Consider the following 20,431-nt stretch of genomic DNA (forward strand, 5'->3'; position numbering starts at 1 on the left):
GTCGTGCTTTTTTTGGGTAGCAAAAAACGAGGCCCTAGCCTCACCAAAAATAAAATAATCCATGGATAAAAATACAGCTATACCCGGATGAACCTCAAATGACTCAAGAAACAAACTTAGGTCTCTTTGGTTTAGATACAACAAAACAAGACAAAGCTTTATCTAAGCATTTTCAACCCCTAGAAAACTATCAATCCCAATATCTAAATGCACAACAAACGGGAATGAATCCTTTACACTACTTTGTTAACCAAAAGGACAAAGCCATCGTATTGGCAACACCTGTTGATACAGCAAATCTCTCAGCCTATTTGGATATATTAATAAAGCATTTAGCGTTAGAAAATCTAGATGACTACCATGTTGTTATTCCCCTTATCGGTAAAGGAATAACAGAAAGACACATTGTTAGCTATTATAAAGCACCCGGCGCTGAATCAATCCCCATGATATTCGATTCCAAAACCGGCAATCTAGCAGGTTTTTTTAATGTCAAAAAAAATAGCGTGGCTCCTAACATTAGTTACTGTAATTTAGGTACACAATCTTTTTTTGACTCCGTGACCTGCGGTTATCATACACTCATTAATACCGCTAATATCGTATCGCTGATTCAAGATGGTAAAAAAGTTAATACCGCTTCTTTACTTAAGGCCCTTAAAAAAACAATTTGAATAACTTTACTGTTCCATTACTAAAAAATTCAGATATTCCCTTAAAAATAAATTATGTTGCATTTATGCAACAGGCTTGGCGAGATACTTTTCTGGCAAGGCTTAATCAACGAGAAAGTGCGGCGACTACCTTTAAACACTATTTTTTAGGCTGGCCTACTGAGAACGCTGCTTGGAAAAAAATGCTTTATACCACGCTGCTCGGTTTTTTATTTTACCCTTTGATCAATACACTCAAACTATCGATTGAGCTCCCCATCCAAATATTGAAGCATTCTGTTGATCATATCAAAAATCAACTCTTTTTATGGGCACCCACCTCAACTGCCTTACAATATTTACGTACGAGTTTATTGCTAACAAATTACCTATTTTATGGAATTCAAAAGGGTTAAGTTTGATAATACATACAAGCCTCACCCTCATCCCAACACCGTGTACACTGAATACACAACAAGAGAACGTGAGAAATAACGATGCTTCAATAAAGGCTGATGATACGCTCAGAGGTTATGACTACTTAGACATAGATGATTTGCAAAGAATGAGTTCGGGTAATGCTTCAGCGTTTTTAAAGCCATTGGTTACTCAGGCTGAAGAACAAAGGCAAGAAGAGAACATTGAATCATCTATATCTCATAGCTTATGACAAGCCATGTGCTTTCTGCATTAAACCCTGCACATACAAATCGTAATCTCGGCTAGCAAACCCATGCGCTAGCTCTTGAGTAGAGATATTCTTTTGATCAGACGAAAATTGCTTACTATCGGCTTCATGGACAGCGATTAGCTTAATCAATACATAATCACCATTCGGTAAAGTAAATCCTTCTACTGAGGGTATTTCACCTGATGTAACAGGCAAATTAAATACGGCCTTCGCTATCTCAGGTAATGGTTTATCTGCATTGCGCTCAACCTGATTAAGCGACTGCCAACGTAAACTCAGCTTATTTTTTTCAGAGTCAGAAAATGAACCTTTTTCTTTTAGTTCCTTCAGCAATTCCTGCCCTAGAACATAATTTTTTTCTACGGCATTTTGTTTCCTTAATACGTCTATGATCTGCGCTTTCACTTCAGAAAAGGCTTGAACCGCTGACGCTTTATGCTGTTTAACGCGTAACACAATGGCCGTATCGGCATCTAAATCAATAACCGGACTATTATTTCCCTGCAAACTATCTTGACTAAATGCCGCTGCAATAATTTTTGGGTTTTTTGTCAATACTTCGTGGCCACCTATTTGCTCAAATAATGGCGTTGATTGAATGGGTAAATTAAGTTCTTTAGCCGCTTGTTGCAAAGAATCGGGATGGGTATAACTTAAATTGGCTAATTTATCTCGCTTTTCTACGAATGTTTTATCGTCTTTTAGTGTAGTCAGTGAAAGCTTAATATAATCAACACTCACCTGTTCAGGCTGAATAAAATGGTTTTTATTGTTTTGATAATAAGCGAATGCTTCTGCTTCAGAGACAGGTAATTGATTGGCATAAAATTGACTGCTGGGAATAATAATGTACGCAAAATCTCTTTTTTGGTGAACCAGAGTCATTGCCTGCTTAACTTCGCCTGGTAAAACAAATGCTGTTTCGGTTAAACCTTGCTGCACTTGATTAATCAATAATGTTTTTTTTAAGTCACTTAAAAAACCAAGTTCTGTATAGCCCATCGCATCCAGTACTGTATAAAAGCGTGTACTAGAAAAACGACCTGCCGATTGAAAAAATGGGATATGTAATAAAGCGGAATCTATGCTTGACTGGCTTAAACGATAATGGTCTTTGTAAGCAGCATGCGCTAATACCTGAGTCAAAGTCCATTGTGCAATTGTTTGTTTTTTTACAAGTGAGTCGCTATGCTCCCGAAGAATTTCGGCCATCGTGTCCCCGAAATTCGTTCGCATGACGCGACTGAAATTAGGCCGCGATACGTCCTGCGTCCGGCACGCACTCACTCCTTCGGAGTTCATGCCCGTGCCTCCCACAAATGACTTTACGGCGTGATGCGTTTCCTGCTTCGCCCGTCAACGCACGCCTATCGCGGGCTCTTCGACTTCGCATTGCTTTCACAATGCTTTCCTGTCTCATCGACTGCTCAACCAATTCCTTATTCAAAGACTCTGTTTTTAATTGCGCCTTTGCCTGCTGATAAACCCGCTGATAAGCGGCATCAAACTCACGTTGCGAGAGTTTTTGACCCGCTACCTTAGCAACTACCTTATCACCACCTTCATTCTGCAATTCTAAATAACCGTGAACACCCCATAATGCAACCATAATGATGAATAGCCCAATAACGACTGAGGTTAACCAACCATGGGTTTTATCACGAATTGACTGTAGCATATGGCCCGTTGTGGGTTAAAAAGAAGGGTTTAAAAAACTTGGCGGAGTGGACGGGACTCGAACCCGCGACCCCCGGCGTGACAGGCCGGTATTCTAACCAACTGAACTACCACTCCTGCAATAGATGGTGGGTGCTGTAGGGATCGAACCTACGACCCTCGCCTTGTAAGGGCGATGCTCTACCAACTGAGCTAAGCACCCGCTCAAAAAGGACGCCATTCTAAACCGAATTAGAATAGATTACTACTCTTTTTGTCCTAAACTTTGTACTGCATCCTTGAGCCCTTTTCCAACTTTAAAAGAAGCGACGTTACTTGCTGGAATCTGTAACGCTTCGCCTGTTTTAGGGTTACGGCCTGTGCGCGCTTTGCGTTCGCTCACTTTAAAAGTACCAAAACCGATTAAAGCTACATCTTCGCCTTTTTTTAATGCATGCGTAATCGATTCTAAAATCTTATCTAATGTTTTCCCAGCAATATTTTTTGAAATACCTGCGGACTCTACAATAACGTCAACTAAATCTGATTTGTTCATATACCCTCACATCGGTAAAAATTAAGCTTCATACCTTTACTTTGCTTTCAGCGTCTTGCTCTTGATTATAAGTGAAACGTTTATATCAATTGCAAGAATCGTCTGTCAAGAAAATATCAACTTATTTAATGAGCATTGGTTGTAGGATTATCTTTTTGTTGGATTTTCTTACTCATTAGTTTCCCGGGCAGCATATTTTTCTTATTTCGCTTTTGTTTAGATTTTGAACGAGAAAGCGGTTTTGTTGGGTGTAGCAAGGCAATATCTAGCACTTGATCTATCCAACGCACCGGATAAATGGTTAATCCCTCTTGGATATTTGCAGGGATTTCTTTGAGATCGCGCTTGTTTTCTTCTGGAATAATAACTTTTCGGATCCCACCACGGTGAGCTGCTAGTAATTTTTCTTTTAAACCACCAATAGGCAATACTTCACCGCGTAAGGTTATTTCTCCTGTCATAGCCACATCAGCACGTACAGGATTTTTCGTAATGGCGGAAACTAATGCCGTACACATACCAATCCCTGCGCTAGGACCATCTTTAGGTGTAGCACCTTCGGGGACGTGTACATGGATATCCTTTTTTTCATAAAAATTAATCGGAATACCCAAAATTTCCGCCCGACTTCGCACGACGGTCAATGCAGCCTGAATCGATTCCTGCATCACCTCGCCTAAATGGCCCGTGTAGGTTGTTTTGCCCTTTCCGGGTATAACCGTCGCTTCAATCGTCAATAATTCGCCGCCTACTTCTGTCCAAGCTAAACCACTGACTTGGCCTACTTGGTCATGATCCTCAACTAAGCCATAACGGAAACGTCGCACACCCAAATATTTTCCTAAATTCTGATCTGTCACCTTAACCGCTTTCAAACTCGGTTTACGCGCTATTTCTGTCACTACCTTACGGCAAATTTTTGCGATCTCTCGTTCCAGACTACGTACGCCTGCTTCTCGCGTGTAGTAACGGATAATATCTTGCAATGCACTTTCAGATAAGACTAATTCTTTATTTTTTGTCGCTACTTTCAACCCATTTTGCTTAAGTTGTTTAGGCACTAAATGTTGTTTAGCAATATTAATCTTTTCATCTTCTGTATAACCTGGAATACGGATCACTTCCATACGATCCAACAACGCGGGGGGTATATTTAAGGTATTAGCCGTTGCGATAAACAAAACTTCTGATAAATCGTAACTAACTTCTAAATAATGATCATCAAAAGCATGATTTTGTTCTGGATCTAATACTTCAAGTAATGCAGAAGCGGGATCGCCACGAAAATCCATCGCCATTTTGTCAATTTCATCCAACATAAAAAGTGGATTTTTGACGCCTACTTTCGCCATCTTTTGCATGATACGGCCTGGCATGGACCCTATATACGTACGGCGATGCCCTCGAATTTCGGCTTCATCACGCACACCGCCCAAAGACATACGGCTAAACTCACGCCCTATTGCCTTGGCAATCGATTGCCCTAACGATGTTTTGCCCACGCCAGGTGGGCCAACTAAGCATAGAATAGGACCTTTTAATTTTTTAACACGCTGATGTACTGCTAAAAACTCAATCACACGCTCTTTGACTTTATCTAAGCCATAGTGAGCTTCTTGCAGTACTTTTTGCGCTTTATCTAAGTCAAAAAGAACTTTACTGCGTTTACTCCAAGGAATAGACAAAACCCAATCTAAATAATTTCGACTAACTGTCGCCTCGGCTGCCATAGGCGACATGGACTTTAGTTTATTAAACTCTGCTAAGGCTTTCTCTTTAGCCTCTTTGGGCATTTTTGCCTTCTCTATACGTTTTGCGATGTCATCCAATTCATTGCCAACGCCTTGTGATTCACCCAGTTCTTTTTGAATGGCTTTAACTTGCTCATTCAAATAGTATTCACGTTGGCTTTTTTCCATTTGCTTTTTAACGCGCCCACGAATTCGTTTTTGCATCTGCAATAAATCGATTTCGCTTTCAAGAAAAGCGAGTAATTTCTCTAAACGTGCTTTTAATGGAAATATTTCTAGAATTTCTTGCTTCTCTTGTATCTTAAGCGTGAGATGCGCGGCAATCATATCGGTCAAACGACCTGGATTATCAATACTCGATAAGGTACTTAAGATTTCTAAAGGAATTTTTTTGTTTAGCTTAACGTATTGTTCAAATTGGGCAAGAACCGTACCCGTTAAAACTTCGATCTCTTGATCGAGCTCAACCGCCGGTATCTCAACCACCTCAATTTTTGCACTGATATAATCCTTTTCATCAAAAAATTCTTTGATGTGACCGCGCTGAAAGCCTTCAACCAGAACCTTTACAGTTCCATCAGGCAACTTCAACAGCTGTAAAATAGTCGCTATCGTTCCGACTTCATAAAAACCTTCGGTATTAGGATTATCTTCGGCAGGATTTTTTTGGGCAATCAGTAAAATTTTCTTGTCTGCCAATTTAGAGGCCATTGCAGCTTCTAAGGCTTTTATCGACTGCTTCCGCCCAACAAAAAGTGGAATAACCATATGGGGATAAACAACAACATCCCTTAACGGAAGCAATGGAAGCGTTTCTGAGGATTTAGTCTCTATGCTCATAAGTTGCTATTCCCATAATTCAAGTAAGTTGTTTTCAGACAACATCACGCGGATTTTAGTTCATTGTTAAAAGCTAACACGGTTACCTTCTTAAGGTAAGGGCGTTCTTATAGAATACAAGCCCCCATCTAGAATTTACAGGGACGCCTTAAGCTTTTAAAATTTACTCACTACCCGCTGCTATTTCCCTACTACCCATATTATCTACGTCATTATCTGTTTCTCTTTTGTAGATTACTAAGGGTTTAGCACCTTTATTAATAGTAGCAGCTTCAATCACTACTTTACTAACATTCTGCATAGAAGGTAATTCATACATAATGTCTAGCAATACATGTTCTAAAATAGAACGTAGCCCTCTCGCACCCGTTTTTCGCTCTAATGCTTTACGAGCAATGACTTGTAACGCATCCTCACGAAATTCCAATTCGGCGTTATCCATTTTAAATAACTTAAGATACTGCTTAATTAGCGCATTTTTAGGTTCTTTTAAAATCTGGATTAGAACCTTTTCGTCAAGCTCATCCAGTGTAGCAATGACCGGTAACCGGCCTATTAGCTCAGGGATAATGCCATATTTAACCAAGTCTTCTGATTCAAGCTTAGCAAATAAAGCGGCTGAACGGCTTTTATCTTCTTTACTACGCACATCAGCCGCAAAGCCAATGCCGGTCCGCTCTGTACGTTCTCGAATGATTTTCTCTAAACCTGAGAAAGTACCACCACAAATAAATAGAATATTGGTGGTATCGATTTGCACTGTTTCCTGATTGGGGTGTTTGCGCCCACCTTGTAAAGGAACAGAAGCAACCGTGCCTTCAAGTAATTTAAGCAACCCTTGTTGAACCCCTTCACCCGAAACGTCTCGAGTAATAGAAGGACTTTCAGCACGTCGACTAATTTTATCGATTTCATCGATATAGACTATTCCCAATTGCGCGCGTTCAACATTCCCATTCGCCGCTTGCAGTAATTTCTGTAAGATGTTTTCAACATCATCACCCACGTAACCTGCTTCGGTTAACGTTGTTGCATCCGCAATAGCAAAAGGTAAGTTAAATAAACGCGCCAAGGTTTTTGCAAGTAAGGTTTTACCACTACCGGTAGGACCTATCAGTAACACGTTACTTTTACTTAATTCTGTATCATCTTTTACATTTAAAGGGTGAAGACAAGCCTTTTTAATTAAATCCAAGCGTTTGTAATGATTATACGCGGCAACGGATAATATTTTTTTTGCGAATTCCTGACCTATCACAAACTCATTGAACACAGCATGAATTTCTACTGGCTTAGGAATAGGCAATGCTCCCCCTTCTTGTCGGGGCGTTTCCTCTTGGAATTCTTCTTTTAAAATCTCGCTACAAAGGGTTACACATTCGTTACAAATAAAAATAGAAGGCCCTGTAATTAATTTATACACCTCATTTTGGCTCTTGCCGCAAAATGAGCAGTAACAAGGCTCCGAGGTTTTATCGTTTATTGATCCACTCATAATTTATACCCCAGTAAACTATTATTCATATTCAAACCAAACACCCAAAAAAATATTAAATCCAATACCATAACGGAAATACTCATCCTTATTATTATTCTATAGAAGAAGTCTCTAACGCTTCTTTAGCTTGACTTGCTTCTGCCCTTGCTGATAACAGCGAGTCAATCAGTCCATAATCAATGGCTTGCTGCGCGCCCATAAAATTATCGCGATCGGTATCGCGCAGAATCTGCTGGGTGTCTTTCCCTGTATGTTTAGCCATAATGCTGTTGATTCGTTCCCTGACTAATAACATTTCACGCGTATGGATTTCAATATCGGTTGCCTGCCCCTGATATCCCCCTAAAGGCTGATGAATCATCATGCGAGCATGGGGTAAGCAATGGCGTTTACCTTTTGCACCACCACAGAGAAGCAACGCAGCTGCGCTGGCTGCTTGACCAATACACATGGTGCTTACATCCGGCTTAATAAACTGCATAGTATCGTAAATCGCCAAACCTGAAGTCACCACACCACCGGGTGAGTTGATATAAAGAAAAATATCTTTATCAGGGTTTTCAGATTCCAAAAAAAGCATTTGTGCAATAATTAAATTAGCCATATGGTCTTCAATAGGACCTACAACAAAAATAATCCGATCTTTTAATAAGCGAGAATAAATATCATACGCTCTTTCACCACGACCCGATTGTTCCACTACCATCGGAACTAACAATGAATTAGATACTTCCTTAGAAAAATTAGTGATATGCATAGTTACTCTCTAAAATAGAAAAAATTAAATTTTCAAAACAGCACCCTATAGTTTTAAAATCCTCAAACTAAATATTGACTTAAAAACTAAGTGGTTATTTCTCTGCGCCTTCTTCCTGTGTTTTTGCTGACAGATTCATCATTTCATTATATTGCACTGTTTTTTCAGTGTATTCTGCTTCTTCTAATAACTTATCAATGACTTGTTCTTCTAAAACAGAAGAACGAATATTCAGCATCATATTTTTATCTTTATACAAGCGTTCCCGTATCGACTGTGCAAATTGAAAAGCACTGGCTAAACGTTCAACCTCTTGTAAAACGCGTGCTTCATCCGCTTGCAACTGGTGTGTTTCAATCACTGCACTAAATAGCAAGCCCAAGGTAACACGCCGATTAGCCGCAAGCTGTAAATCATTCTTAGCTTCTTCTGATAAAGGCTCATCTGAGCTCTTTCCTTGCTGTTTTTGCTGTCCTTTTAATTCCGCTTCTAAGCGTTGGAATTCTTGATCCAACAATACTTGCGGTAATTCTTCAATCGCATAAAGTTCAATTAATTTATCAATGACTTGGGTCTTTAATTTTTCACGCAAAACCCGATCAAGTTCATTCTGCATATGTTGGCGTATTTGAGTACGCAAAGTTTCCATGCCGCCTTCGTGAATGCCTAAACGCTGTGCAAAAGCATCATCTAATTCCGCTAATTTAGGTTCAGAAACTTTTTGAACCTGTACTGTTGCTGAATTTGTTTTTTCTGCTTGTTGTTCTTTATTGCCACCAGCTAATGAAACATTTAATGTTTCGCCTGCCGTACTACCAAAAAGACCGGCAAACCCCTCGGGCATTTTGCCTTCTTCAAGCACCCACTCTAAATCTTTGCGCGGCTCAGTGCCATCTGAAAGAGTAAGATCAAAGGTAACTTTATCGCCCTGTTGTGCCTTGCGTTGTGTTTCAATCCAATCCGCATGTTGATGGCGCATTTTTTCTAAAACTTCTACAATATCCGCATCAGTAATATCTACTTTTAGCTTTTCTAAGCTTACGCTTTTTAATTCAGGTGCTGAAACCTGAGGGTAAACCTCAAAGCTTGCTGTATATTCAAGGTCATTTCCAGGCTCTGCCTTTATCGAATCAATATGGGGTTGCCCAGCAGGATTTAAAGCATTCTTCTGCAATGCTGCCGATAAACTTGTTTGCAAAGATTCCTGAATAACATCGCCCCACACGCTGTCGCCATAAAGTTTTTCTACAACATGCGTAGGCACTTTTCCAGGCCGGAAACCGTCTAAACGTGTTTTTTTCGCTAATTCGGCAAGACGATTTTTTTTATGTTGCTCAAGTTGATTGCTCGGCACAATAACGCTTAAACGTCGGTTTAAACGCCCTACATTTTCCACAGAAACTTGCATATCATTCATAAAAATTAAGGCTCTTATCGTTATATACATTTACAGCTTGGCTGCGGATTAAATCTGCAGCTCAAGGTGTGCTTATTGATTCCACCAGTAGGCTGGTGCGAAAGGAGAGACTCGAACTCTCACGGGTTACCCCACTGGAACCTAAATCCAGCGCGTCTACCAATTCCGCCACATTCGCAAGGTCGTTAATTATACAGGTATCTTATCACGAAAAAAATCACTCTGATGGATTTGTAAGCCATCCGGCTACTTGTTTGGCAAAATAGGTCAAAATAGCATCTGCCCCTGCCCGCTTGAATCCTACAAGGCCCTCCATCACGCTCTCATACTCCTTAAGAAACCCTTGTGCAATGGCGGCTTTTTGCATCGCATATTCACCACTGACTTGATAAACAAAGGTCGGGACGGCAAATTGCTGCTTAATGCGATAAACCACGTCCAAATACGGCATACCTGGCTTCACCATGACAATATCAGCTCCCTCAGCCAGGTCAAGTGCTACCTCATGCAAAGCCTCATCACCATTTGCCGGGTCCATCTGATAGGTCTTTTTATCAGCGTTCTTTAAATGCCCAGCAGAACCTACTGCGTCACGAAAAGGGCCATAAAAATGTGAAGCATATTTCGCCGAATAGGCAATTATTTGAGTATTGGTATAGCCTTTTGACTCCAGGGCTTGGCGTACCCTACCAATTCTGCCATCCATCATATCGGAAGGCGCAACCGCATCAACACCCGCTTCTGCATAGCAAAGTGCCTGTTTAACTAAAAGCGCTATGGTCTCATCATTCAAAATATGCCCTTGCTCATTCATCACACCGTCGTGACCATGAGAAGTATAGGGGTCCAAAGCAATATCGGTAATAACCCCCATCCCAGGGAAGTTTTTCTTTAAAGCCCTAATGGCCTTAGGTATGAGACCCTCGGGGTCATACGCCTGTTCCGCATTAAGCGTCTTGTCTTGGATCGGGATAACGGGGAATAAAGCAATCGCAGGAATCTTTAGCCCTTGCAAAACAGCGACCTCTTCCAACAACAAATCAAGGCTAAGCCGCTCAATGCCAGGCATACTATCTATAGCTTGCCTTCTATTTTCACCCGGCAAAAGGAATAAAGGGCAAATCAAATCATCGCAACTCAATCGAGTTTCGCGCACTAAACGCCGACTAAAATCGCTCTGTCTTAAACGACGTAAGCGCGTATAGGGGAAGCTACGCATAATGACCCATTCTTATCCATATTATTATATTCTCTATAGGGGAGCCACTTTACCTGATAAAATTCTATATTCAAGCATCACCTTAACAAAAGCCAAGGTTCAGGGTAAATGAGGGTAAAATGTACTTGTATTACCTTCACTGTTTTTGTTAGAATTGGCGCCCTCTGAACTTAGAGAACTTATTCTCAACCGTCATACGAGCGCATTGGAGCTTCAAAGACATGAAAACATTAATGGCCAAAACCGGCCAGATAGAACGTAAATGGCACCTTATCGATGCTTCAGGTAAAACCTTAGGTCGACTTGCCACTCAAATAGCCCATCTATTACGGGGCAAGCATAAACCAGAATTCACTCCACATGTGGATACTGGCGATTACGTGGTCGTTATCAATGCTGAAAAAGTGGCTGTTACCGGTAGAAAAACTACCGATAAACAGTATGAACGCTACACAGGCTATCCGGGTGGATTAAAGGCGATTACTTTTGATAAGCTACAAAAAAGCTTTCCTGCACGCATTATCGAAAAAGCAGTAAAAGGGATGTTACCTAAAAATCCTTTAGGTTATGCTACGATTACCAAACTTAAGGTTTATGCAGGTTCATCGCATCCACATAGCGCTCAGAATCCTTCTGCAACCGCAATCGACAGTTAAAATAGGTTAATTATTATTATGGCAACGCCACTAAAACAACATTATGGAACAGGCCGTCGTAAAACAGCGACCGCTCGAGTATTTATGAAAAAAGGCGGCACAGGCCTTATTAATGTCAATGGTCGCACCTTAGAAAACTACTTTGGCCGTGAAACAGCACGTATGGTGGTACGCCAACCGTTGGAAGTAGTAGACCAACTTGGCAAATTCGATATCAATGTCACCGTTACAGGCGGTGGTAGTAGTGGTCAGGCCGGCGCCGTTCGACATGGTATAAGCCGTGCGCTTATGACTTATGATGAAAAAACTGATGTTTCTACCGATGGTTCAGAGAACGATAATTCTTTTCGCCGTCTACTACGCCGTGCCGGTTTAGTAACACGCGATGCAAGAAAAGTTGAACGTAAGAAAGTTGGACGTCACAAAGCCCGTAAAGGCACCCAATACTCTAAACGTTAATATTCTGGTATTACGAACCCAGCCTATTATCTATCATCAAAAGTAGGACTCATACAAAATATTGTATTTTATGTGAGTTCTAAATTGATTTCCTATTTACCTTCGATTTATTTAATGTACACATAGACTGTCATTCCTTGCTGTTTATGCGTTATAATCACTTAGCTGTCTGATTTAAAAATTATCGATAAAGTAAACAATTCAACTGCGAACCAACCGCTTCACGATAGCCTGATTTTTATTCAAGTTGAGTATATCGGGCAAGAATTAGTGATTAGGTGTATAATTGTCTACTTAGGTTTTATCTAGATAAAACGAAGCCCTTAAGAGTCCATAATAATTTAGTAAAAATATGGCGGTATCTGAGCCCTTAGCAATATTACGAAAAACACACTCCCTAATAATCAATTATTAACTAATTCAAATTATAAAACACTTAAATTAGAAGAAATGCTGATTTAGTAGGTTTTTTAGCTTATGTGACTGGGCTGATTAAAGCTCATCAGTAATCATTAGGAATAAAAGTATGCGGTTTCTTGCTGTTTTTTATATTCGGTTTATTAAAAAACAGATTTAGAAGAGTATAAGGTAAATTTGCTGAGAAATACATAAAACCGATATCTATTTATGGAGAACCCTATATATGGCACAACCTGCCGGTAAACGCTCAACCATGAGTTTATATATGAGGCACGATGATCCCTATAGTCATAGGGTACGCATAGTGTTAGCAGAAAAAGGAATTACTGCAGAGATGTTTGATATGTCTTCAACAGAATTTCCATCAAATTTTTTAGAAAACAATCCTTATGGTAGCGTCCCTACCATCATTGATCGAGATTTAGTTCTTTATGAGCCGAATATTATTACTGAATACCTCGATGAACGTTTTCCACACCCCCCTTTATTACCTGTTTATCCGGTAGCGCGCGCTAAAAGTCGTCAGATGATCTATCGCATAGAACGCGATTGGTATCCGCTCTTACAACAGATTGAAAATGCGCTAAAAAATGATAAAGTAGCTGAATTAGGAAAAGTTAAACTTGCCCAAGAAGCATTAGAAAACAGCTTAAATGGCATCGCACCTGTATTTGCGGGCAAAGAGTATTTTATGAGCGACGAATTTACTTTAGTCGATTGTTGTCTAGCACCCTTACTATGGCGTTTGCGTTCTTTAAACGCACAAAAGAATAAGCCTTCTGCATTGGAACAACCCATTCGACTTTACGAAGAACGGGTGTTTACACGTCCTTCATTTAAGGCCACTTTAAATGAAGTTGAATTTGGAGTAAAAACTTAACATGATGATTTCAAATCGTTCTTATTTATTGCGTGCATTATATGATTGGATCACAGACAGTCAGCTAACGCCTTATATTTTACTTGATGCGGAATTCCCTCATGTAGAAGTACCTACGCAATATGTCAAAGACGGTAAAATAACACTCAATATTTCATTGGATGCTGTTTTAAATCTAAAAATAGATACTAAAGCCATTCAATTTGAAGCCAGCTTTAATGGTCAATCCATGTTAGTTTATGCGCCTATTAAAGCTGTCTTAGCCATCTATGCCCGTGAAAATGGCCAAGGCATGGTATTTTCAGAAGAGGAAGAAGAAAGCCAGCAAGGTGATGGCACACCTCCTACTCCACCACCAAGAGTAAGAGATGGAAAGCGACCGGACCTAAGAATCGTCAAATAACATGGCAGCACCCACCCCTATCGGTTGGCGAGAATGGGTATCTTTGCCTGAGTTAGGTATACGTCATCTCAAAGCAAAAGTTGATACGGGTGCGCGTACTTCTGCCTTACATGCTTCTAGTGTAAAAATATTAGAAGGAACTTCGAAGAAAAAAAAGGTTTGTTTTATCATGCGCCCCCACTCGCGCCATTCCCCCAAAAAAACGATAAAATGTGTCGCTGAATTAATTGACATCCGACAAATAACCGATTCAGGTGGGCATAAAGAACAACGTTGCGTCATTAGAACGCCGATTGTTATCGGTAAGCACAGTTGGTCTATTGAAATTACATTAACAAGCCGGGATAGCATGCGTTTTAAAATGTTATTAGGCCGTACTGCCTTAAAAGGTTTTATTGTCGATCCTTGCCGCTCTTATTTAATCGTATAAAAAACACCATGAAAATTGCTATTCTTTCTCGTCGCTCACAGCTTTACTCTACTCATCGTTTAGCAGAAGAAGCGACGAAGCGAGGACATGATGTCAAAATAATTGATACCTTGCGTTGTTACATGAATATAACTAGCAAAAACCCTTCTATTCATTATAAAGGGAAAATTCTTGATAAGTTTGATGCCATCATTCCCCGTATTGGTGCATCCATTACTTTTTATGGCGCTGCACTGGTAAGACAATTTGAAATGATGGGAACTTTCGTTGCTAACGATTCTATCGCCATCACGCGTGCACAAGACAAACTACGTTCACTGCAATTATTATCCCGTAAAGGTGTAGGATTACCCATTACAGGATTTGCTTATTCACCCGATGATATCCAAGACCTTATCAGTATGGTCGGTGGCCCTCCTCTTGTGATTAAAATTTTAGAAGGTACCCAAGGAATAGGTGTTGTTTTAGCAGAGACTCAACAAGCGGCTACCAGTGTTATTGAAGCTTTTTTAGATCTACAAGCGCATATTATGGTTCAAGAATATATTAAAGAAGCAAAAGCCGCGGATATTCGCTGTTTTGTTGTTAACGGTAAAGTTATCGCCGCCATGGAACGCCAAGCAAAAATTGGCGAATTTCGCTCTAATATTCATCGTGGTGGAACGATACGCCTCGCTAAACTGACCGAAGAAGAACGTACCGCTGCGGTCCACGCCGCTAAAGTCATTGGGTTGAATATTGCGGGTGTTGATTTATTACGCTCTAACAGAGGCCCCTTAATTATGGAGGTAAACTCCTCTCCTGGCTTAGAAGGGATAGAAAAAGCGACAAAAAAAAATGTAGCCGAAATCATCATTAAGTTTATTGAGAAAAAAGCCGGCAAACATCGCTTGATTTAATAGGAAAGGCATCGCGTTCATATTGACTACACCATTTTTGCATCGTATAAATCTATGCATGAGTACTCAACACCTCACTAGACCACTTGCCGATCGCTTAAGACCCACCTGTATCGATGACTTTTTTGGTCAAACCCATTTGCTTGGTCCTGGGAAATCACTGCGTTATGCCCTTGTACAGGGACAATTACACTCAATGATTTTATGGGGACCGCCTGGAACAGGAAAAACCACCTTAGCAAAAATCATGGCGAATCATGCCAGAGCCCGATTTGAATCACTCTCTGCGCTACTTGTGGGTGTCAAAGAAATTCGAAACATTGCTGAGCGCGCACAGTCTGCACTTAATACAGAAGTCCCACAAAACACCTTAGTTTTTATTGACGAAATCCATCGCTTTAATAAAAGCCAACAAGATGCATTATTACCCTATATAGAATCGGGATTATTTATCCTTATCGGCGCTACGACTGAAAACCCTTCTTTTGAACTGAATAACGCGTTATTATCACGCACTCGCGTTTATGTATTAAAAAAACTAAATTCAGAAGACATCATTGATATTATCAATCGTGCTTTAAGCCATCAGGAACTTGGTTTAGGTAATCAACCATTAACCATGGCTGAACCTATAAAAAAACAGCTTGCTATGATAGCTGACGGCGATGCTCGCCAAGCATTAAACCTTTTAGAAATTGCTGCTGATTTAGCTGAAAATAATTGTATTGATGAGAAAACATTACAACTCATTACACAAACAAACCTACGTCGCTTTGATAAAAAAGGCGAATTTTTTTACGACCAAATTTCCGCCTTGCATAAATCAGTACGTGGCACTGATCCCGATGCCGCGCTTTATTGGTTAGCGCGTATGCTCGATGGTGGTTGCGACCCACTCTATATTGCTAGACGCATCGTACGCATGGCGAGTGAAGATATTGGCAATGCTGATCCACGTGGTTTACAACTTGCACTCGATGCCTGGGAAGTTCAAGAACGTTTAGGTAGCCCTGAAGGTGAACTTGCTTTAGCACAAGCGATTGTGTATCTCGCCTGCACTGCAAAAAGTAATGCTGTCTATACCGCTTTTAATGCCGCCAGGGCAGATGCCAAAGAACATGGTTCACTCGAAGTCCCACTACACCTGCGTAATGCGCCTACTAAGCTCATGCGTAACTTAAATTATGGTAAAGACTACCGCTATGCACATAATGAAGCCGATGCCTATGTACACGGAGAATGTTATTTTCCTGAAGAGTTAGCCAATAAACAGTATTATTTTCCTGTTTCTCGAGGTTTAGAACTAAAAATAGCTGAAAAATTGGCAGGATTAAAAAAACCACAAAAAATATAAATCGTTATGGCTATATCAATGCTGAGCTTCTAACCATTTTTTTACTTCCATATAATTCACTTTACCACTGCCTAGTAAGGGCATAACATCAATAAAATATAAACGACGTGGTAAATTTAATTCGGATAATCCCTTCTCTTGATAAAATTTAAGCAAATCATTTTTCGTAGCCAATTTATATTCCGTTACTAAAACTAATTGTTCGCCTTTCCTTGCATCAGCAACCGTAAGTACTGCATGGTGTTTATCCGGCCATAAATCATAAATTGCATTTTCTACGGCTGTTAATGAAACCATTTCGCCACTAATTTTTGCAAATCGTTTAGCCCGATCTTTTATACTGAGGTAACCATCACCATCTACTTCAACAATGTCACCGGTATCATACCACCCATGGCTAGGTGGAATAATTTCCCCTGGCTGTTCAGCGCTTAAATAACCCAACATGATATTAGGGCCCGATACTAATAAACGGCCACCACCCTTAATATGAGCCACAGGCTCAATTTCATAGCGAATACCCGGTAAAAAATTTCCCACGGTTCCAGGCTTATTTTGCATAGGCGTATTCACGCTAATAACTGGCGACGCTTCCGTCACACCATATCCTTCAAAAATTCGAATACCAAATTTTTCCATCCATAACTTTCTTGTTTTCTCTTTCAGTTTCTCTGCACCGGCAAAAACATAACGAATACTATAAAAATCATAAGGGTGAGCATAACGACCATACCCGGAAAGAAAAGTATCTGTTCCAAAGGTAATGGTTGCATTACATTCATAAATAATATTTGGCACTTTACGATAGTGTAACGGCGACGGATAAATAAATGTTTTAATGCCATGGTAAATCGGCAAAATCACGCACGCTGTCAATCCAAATGCGTGGAATAAAGGCAATGCACTAAAGAAAATATCTTTCTGGTTAAAATCAATTTGTGTGGTCATTTGCGCTAGATTAGCCTGAATATTTTCATGGCTTAATACAACGCCCTTAGGCTCCCCTTCGGAACCTGATGTAAATAAAACAACAGCCGGATCACTGGTATTCGTTATTTTTTTAAGTTTTTTATAGTAATAGTAATGCGGAAAGCGGCTCAACAATGCAGCACGCAACTTATCTTTCCAAGAAATCTCTGCCTTGATATCTTCTAGATAAACAATTTGAATCGCTTTTTCACTCAAAGCACGAATGATATTAAATAAATTAGCCAATTCAATAAATTTTCTTGACGTTAATACACAACGAATCTTTGCGACACGGCATGCTGCTTCTATTTGAGCAGATCCTGCAGAATAATTGAGTAAGGCCGGCACACGCCCATACGCTTGTAAGGTAAAAAAAGTAACGACTGCACCTATCATATTCGGCAATAATAGCCCTACTGTTTCCTGATAATCGGTTAGGCGATCAATCGCTGGTCCCAAAATAAAACAACGTGTTAGCAATTGATTATAGTTAAGAGGAACCCGCGTAATATCTTCCAACACTTTAGTGGGTCCTTTGTGAATAGCCTTTGCTTCCAGAAAAGATTGAAATAATGTCTTCTTGTAGTCAGTACTACGAAATAACATTTCAACCATAATCTCGTACAGCTGTATACCGATGAGTTGCCGACGTTTTCGACTACTCATCGTCGGATCAACCACAAATCTTCGAGGAGGCAAGATTGAAATAGAAATCTTAGGAAACCAACGAATCTGAACTTTTCCCCGCAGTCGAGAAAAGTGTGTATATTGCGCGCCTTGCAAACGAATAGGTAATAGATTGGCTTTTGCATGATCCGCAATTAATCCTGGACCCTCATAAAGCTTCATCAAAGCACCCGTCGTTGTAATACGACCTTCAGGAAAAATAACACATTTCCCTGGCTTTTTTACTTCATGGATTAATGTTTTGATTGCTAAAGGATTTAATGGATCGAGTTCAAATACTTTTGCAAAATATAAAAAGGGACGAACCCACCAAATTCGAGCCGTAAATCGATTAATAGCGAATAAAAGATCATCCGGTAAAAAAGCATAGAGTAATACCACATCAAGAAAGGAAGTGTGATTCGCTACAATAACTACACTATCACCTGCTGATTTATAATGCTCAAAACCGGTTAATTTTACCTCATAAAGATGTTTAAGCACCCAGCGTAATACCGGCTTCGTAAATCCTTCAGGTATAAAAAAAATAGCAAAAATAGCTATCAATAAATTAACGATACCTAGCAATAAAAAAATCTGAATCACGCTTAAATCAATTTTAAACAAAAATAAAACCACTAAACTCCCTACCACGATAAATAGGGAATTAATAATGTTATTAGCCGCAATACTTCTTGCACGATGTTCTATCGCTGTATCGGTTTGAATAAGCGTATACAGCGGAACAATATAAACGCCTGCACTCATGGATAAACCTAACAAATCCAAACAAATCCGCCAATGACTTAGCGAATAAAAAAAGTCATGCAGACCAATCAAACTGTGCGATTCTTTCGCTAATAGGGGCAAATGACGTGAAGCAAAATACAGATCAACCATAAAAAAACTCATCAGCCAAAGACTGAGAGGAATCCACTGCATACCTATCTTCTGCTTTAATAAGCGATTACAAACCAATGATCCTAAAGCAACCCCTACTGTAAAAATGGCAAGAAAAAGTGTCACCACACTCGCATTGGCTTGTAGAAAATTTTTAGTAAAAATTGGAAATTGTGTTAAAAAAGTAGCCCCGATTAACCAAAACCACGAAATAGCTAAAATAGCCCAAAAAACCTTTTTTTCAGCTTTGACTTGCTTAATGATGTCAAAGGTAGCTTGAATAAAACGTGGATTAATTTTTAAATTAGAATTCGCTTTAGGTGTAGTAGGTACATAAAAACTTGCCAACAGGCCTATTACCGATGCAGAAAGCATGCTAATTGAAACCCATGTAATACCTGATTGAGAAACAATTAAAAATCCACCTAATAAAGTTCCTAATAAAATGGCTATAAAAGTACTTGCTTCAATTAATGCATTTCCGCCCAGTAATTCATTTTTTTGTAAAAGATCAGGCAAAATCGCATATTTAATCGGACCAAAAAAAGTAGAGTGTACACCCATCAGAAATAGCGTTAGCATTAACAAGTCTAATGCGTGCAGATAAAATCCAAGCGAAGCTAAGGCCATAAAAGCCAATTCCAAGCACTTAATAATAATAATCAAACTTCGTTTACTTAATTTATCGGCTAATTGACCTGCAAGCGCTGAGAACAAAAAGAAAGGTAAAATAAACAACCCTGCCGCTAAGGTCACAGACAATTCTTGCCACAATTTCGATTGCAAAACAAATTGATAAGTAATAAGAACAATTAATGCATTTTTAAAAACATTATCGTTAAATGCCCCAAAGAATTGTATAATAAACAAAGGCAAAAAACGTTGGCTTTTTAATAAAGAAAACTGTGGAAGTGCGGGCATGAAATCCCCTATTTATAGTCAAAACAAACGAATAATAAGACGAATGGAAAATCGTTCTGTCTTATCTAAAAATTTTTAGTATAGCATATGAGGGAATTTCACTTTTTCACTCACTTGGCAGGAGAGCTTCAAAGAGCGTTCAAAAAGGATAGTTACTACAAATTTATTACAATTCCCAAAACAGCATCTATTACAGGCTAGCTGAATGGAAAATAAACTGTTAGAATCCTCCGCTGTTTTTACGTATTATTAAAAATATCGGGGTATAGCGCAGTCTGGTAGCGCATCTGCTTTGGGAGCAGAGGGTCGGGGGTTCGAATCCCTCTGCCCCGACCAAATTTTAGGGTATCCAATTTAAAAATTGAATTTCCCAACAATAGAACGGCCTCTTTTGGCCCTCTAACGTTAATTTTAGGGTGTAATCGCCTAGCAGAAA

At 39.7% G+C, this 20,431-nt stretch carries 19 protein-coding genes and 4 tRNA genes; 11 read left to right on the top strand and 12 right to left on the bottom strand.

Going from position 1 to position 20,431, the window contains the following annotated elements; all coding sequences use genetic code 11:
• Positions 1–98: 98 nt before the first annotated feature.
• Genes KX723_RS07590 through KX723_RS07600 form a run of 3 tightly spaced genes read left to right on the top strand, consistent with a single transcriptional unit; the run spans position 99 to position 1,323 of the window.
• Complete coding sequence (locus KX723_RS07590) at positions 99–674, top strand: hypothetical protein (RefSeq protein WP_218813768.1); 576 nt, start codon at positions 99–101, stop codon at positions 672–674.
• Positions 671–1,069 (top strand): hypothetical protein, encoded by a 399-nt coding sequence (locus tag KX723_RS07595; RefSeq protein ID WP_218813769.1) that lies wholly within the window; start codon positions 671–673, stop codon positions 1,067–1,069. Before KX723_RS07590 ends, KX723_RS07595 begins: the two co-directional genes overlap by 4 nt.
• A 2-nt stretch (positions 1,070–1,071) precedes the next feature.
• Positions 1,072–1,323: a hypothetical protein gene (locus KX723_RS07600; protein ID WP_218813770.1), complete on the top strand. Its 252-nt coding sequence runs from the start codon at positions 1,072–1,074 to the stop codon at positions 1,321–1,323.
• Here KX723_RS07600 and KX723_RS07605 read toward each other — a convergent pair.
• The 11 genes from KX723_RS07605 to hemB form a co-directional block, all read right to left on the bottom strand.
• Positions 1,318–2,556: a peptidyl-prolyl cis-trans isomerase gene (locus KX723_RS07605; protein ID WP_343230278.1), complete on the bottom strand. Its 1,239-nt coding sequence runs from the start codon at positions 2,554–2,556 to the stop codon at positions 1,318–1,320. The two genes, KX723_RS07600 and KX723_RS07605, sit on opposite strands and share 6 nt — an antisense overlap.
• A gap of 37 nt (positions 2,557–2,593) precedes the next feature.
• Entirely contained in the window at positions 2,594–3,022 is a 429-nt protein-coding gene (locus tag KX723_RS07610) for a SurA N-terminal domain-containing protein (protein WP_218813772.1), read from the bottom strand.
• A gap of 39 nt (positions 3,023–3,061) precedes the next feature.
• Positions 3,062–3,138: transfer RNA gene (locus tag KX723_RS07615), tRNA-Asp, on the bottom strand.
• A gap of 9 nt (positions 3,139–3,147) precedes the next feature.
• A tRNA-Val gene (locus KX723_RS07620) sits at positions 3,148–3,223 on the bottom strand.
• A gap of 42 nt (positions 3,224–3,265) precedes the next feature.
• Entirely contained in the window at positions 3,266–3,556 is a 291-nt protein-coding gene (locus KX723_RS07625) for an HU family DNA-binding protein (RefSeq protein ID WP_218813773.1), read from the bottom strand.
• Positions 3,557–3,681: 125 nt separating this feature from the next.
• Positions 3,682–6,147 (bottom strand): endopeptidase La, encoded by a 2,466-nt coding sequence (lon, locus tag KX723_RS07630; RefSeq protein WP_218813774.1) that lies wholly within the window; start codon positions 6,145–6,147, stop codon positions 3,682–3,684.
• 163 nt (positions 6,148–6,310) lie between these two features.
• Positions 6,311–7,642, bottom strand: a complete 1,332-nt coding sequence (clpX, locus tag KX723_RS07635; RefSeq protein ID WP_218813775.1) for an ATP-dependent Clp protease ATP-binding subunit ClpX — start codon at positions 7,640–7,642, stop codon at positions 6,311–6,313.
• Between the two features lie 94 nt (positions 7,643–7,736).
• Complete coding sequence (gene clpP / locus KX723_RS07640) at positions 7,737–8,402, bottom strand: ATP-dependent Clp endopeptidase proteolytic subunit ClpP (protein WP_218813776.1); 666 nt, start codon at positions 8,400–8,402, stop codon at positions 7,737–7,739.
• A 94-nt stretch (positions 8,403–8,496) separates the two neighbouring features.
• Entirely contained in the window at positions 8,497–9,819 is a 1,323-nt protein-coding gene (tig, locus tag KX723_RS07645; protein ID WP_218813777.1) for a trigger factor, read from the bottom strand.
• A 93-nt stretch (positions 9,820–9,912) separates the two neighbouring features.
• Positions 9,913–9,997: transfer RNA gene (locus KX723_RS07650), tRNA-Leu, on the bottom strand.
• A 39-nt stretch (positions 9,998–10,036) separates the two neighbouring features.
• Complete coding sequence (hemB, locus tag KX723_RS07655; protein ID WP_218813778.1) at positions 10,037–11,038, bottom strand: porphobilinogen synthase; 1,002 nt, start codon at positions 11,036–11,038, stop codon at positions 10,037–10,039.
• 221 nt (positions 11,039–11,259) lie between these two features.
• Between hemB and rplM the strand changes: the two genes are divergently transcribed.
• From rplM to KX723_RS07690, 7 genes are all read left to right on the top strand, one after another.
• Entirely contained in the window at positions 11,260–11,694 is a 435-nt protein-coding gene (gene rplM, locus KX723_RS07660; RefSeq protein WP_218813779.1) for a 50S ribosomal protein L13, read from the top strand.
• An 18-nt stretch (positions 11,695–11,712) separates the two neighbouring features.
• Complete coding sequence (gene rpsI, locus KX723_RS07665) at positions 11,713–12,153, top strand: 30S ribosomal protein S9 (RefSeq protein ID WP_218813780.1); 441 nt, start codon at positions 11,713–11,715, stop codon at positions 12,151–12,153.
• A gap of 643 nt (positions 12,154–12,796) precedes the next feature.
• A complete protein-coding gene (locus KX723_RS07670; protein ID WP_218813781.1) occupies positions 12,797–13,453 on the top strand; it encodes a glutathione S-transferase N-terminal domain-containing protein in 657 nt (218 codons plus the stop codon).
• 1 nt (position 13,454) lies between these two features.
• Positions 13,455–13,856, top strand: a complete 402-nt coding sequence (locus KX723_RS07675; protein WP_218813782.1) for a ClpXP protease specificity-enhancing factor — start codon at positions 13,455–13,457, stop codon at positions 13,854–13,856.
• 1 nt (position 13,857) lies between these two features.
• A complete protein-coding gene (locus KX723_RS07680; protein ID WP_218813783.1) occupies positions 13,858–14,286 on the top strand; it encodes an ATP-dependent zinc protease family protein in 429 nt (142 codons plus the stop codon).
• An 8-nt stretch (positions 14,287–14,294) separates the two neighbouring features.
• Positions 14,295–15,185, top strand: a complete 891-nt coding sequence (gene rimK, locus KX723_RS07685; RefSeq protein WP_218813784.1) for a 30S ribosomal protein S6--L-glutamate ligase — start codon at positions 14,295–14,297, stop codon at positions 15,183–15,185.
• Positions 15,186–15,243: 58 nt separating this feature from the next.
• A complete protein-coding gene (locus tag KX723_RS07690) occupies positions 15,244–16,539 on the top strand; it encodes a replication-associated recombination protein A (RefSeq protein WP_218813785.1) in 1,296 nt (431 codons plus the stop codon).
• Between the two features lie 15 nt (positions 16,540–16,554).
• Here the strand turns inward: KX723_RS07690 and KX723_RS07695 are convergent, their stop codons facing one another.
• Complete coding sequence (locus tag KX723_RS07695) at positions 16,555–19,995, bottom strand: acyl-[ACP]--phospholipid O-acyltransferase (RefSeq protein ID WP_246562441.1); 3,441 nt, start codon at positions 19,993–19,995, stop codon at positions 16,555–16,557.
• Positions 19,996–20,254: 259 nt separating this feature from the next.
• Between KX723_RS07695 and KX723_RS07700 the strand changes: the two genes are divergently transcribed.
• Positions 20,255–20,331: transfer RNA gene (locus KX723_RS07700), tRNA-Pro, on the top strand.
• Positions 20,332–20,431 lie beyond the last annotated feature (100 nt).

The organism is Rickettsiella endosymbiont of Dermanyssus gallinae (assembly GCF_019285595.1).
Lineage (GTDB): Bacteria > Pseudomonadota > Gammaproteobacteria > Diplorickettsiales > Diplorickettsiaceae > Rickettsiella_B.

What these genes read in the sequence shown, in the direction of transcription:
- KX723_RS07610 (WP_218813772.1), bottom strand. Translation starts at nt 3,022, where the DNA reads ATGCTACAGTCAATTCGTGATAAAACCCATGGTTGGTTAACCTCAGTC.
- KX723_RS07680 (WP_218813783.1), top strand. Translation starts at nt 13,858, where the DNA reads ATGGCAGCACCCACCCCTATCGGTTGGCGAGAATGGGTATCTTTGCCT.
- lon (WP_218813774.1), bottom strand. Translation starts at nt 6,147, where the DNA reads ATGAGCATAGAGACTAAATCCTCAGAAACGCTTCCATTGCTTCCGTTA.
- hemB (WP_218813778.1), bottom strand. Translation starts at nt 11,038, where the DNA reads ATGCGTAGCTTCCCCTATACGCGCTTACGTCGTTTAAGACAGAGCGAT.
- rplM (WP_218813779.1), top strand. Translation starts at nt 11,260, where the DNA reads ATGAAAACATTAATGGCCAAAACCGGCCAGATAGAACGTAAATGGCAC.
- KX723_RS07670 (WP_218813781.1), top strand. Translation starts at nt 12,797, where the DNA reads ATGGCACAACCTGCCGGTAAACGCTCAACCATGAGTTTATATATGAGG.
- KX723_RS07675 (WP_218813782.1), top strand. Translation starts at nt 13,455, where the DNA reads ATGATGATTTCAAATCGTTCTTATTTATTGCGTGCATTATATGATTGG.
- tig (WP_218813777.1), bottom strand. Translation starts at nt 9,819, where the DNA reads ATGAATGATATGCAAGTTTCTGTGGAAAATGTAGGGCGTTTAAACCGA.
- KX723_RS07695 (WP_246562441.1), bottom strand. Translation starts at nt 19,995, where the DNA reads ATGCCCGCACTTCCACAGTTTTCTTTATTAAAAAGCCAACGTTTTTTG.
- rpsI (WP_218813780.1), top strand. Translation starts at nt 11,713, where the DNA reads ATGGCAACGCCACTAAAACAACATTATGGAACAGGCCGTCGTAAAACA.
- clpX (WP_218813775.1), bottom strand. Translation starts at nt 7,642, where the DNA reads ATGAGTGGATCAATAAACGATAAAACCTCGGAGCCTTGTTACTGCTCA.
- KX723_RS07690 (WP_218813785.1), top strand. Translation starts at nt 15,244, where the DNA reads ATGAGTACTCAACACCTCACTAGACCACTTGCCGATCGCTTAAGACCC.
- clpP (WP_218813776.1), bottom strand. Translation starts at nt 8,402, where the DNA reads ATGCATATCACTAATTTTTCTAAGGAAGTATCTAATTCATTGTTAGTT.
- rimK (WP_218813784.1), top strand. Translation starts at nt 14,295, where the DNA reads ATGAAAATTGCTATTCTTTCTCGTCGCTCACAGCTTTACTCTACTCAT.
- KX723_RS07625 (WP_218813773.1), bottom strand. Translation starts at nt 3,556, where the DNA reads ATGAACAAATCAGATTTAGTTGACGTTATTGTAGAGTCCGCAGGTATT.
- KX723_RS07590 (WP_218813768.1), top strand. Translation starts at nt 99, where the DNA reads ATGACTCAAGAAACAAACTTAGGTCTCTTTGGTTTAGATACAACAAAA.
- KX723_RS07605 (WP_343230278.1), bottom strand. Translation starts at nt 2,556, where the DNA reads ATGGCCGAAATTCTTCGGGAGCATAGCGACTCACTTGTAAAAAAACAA.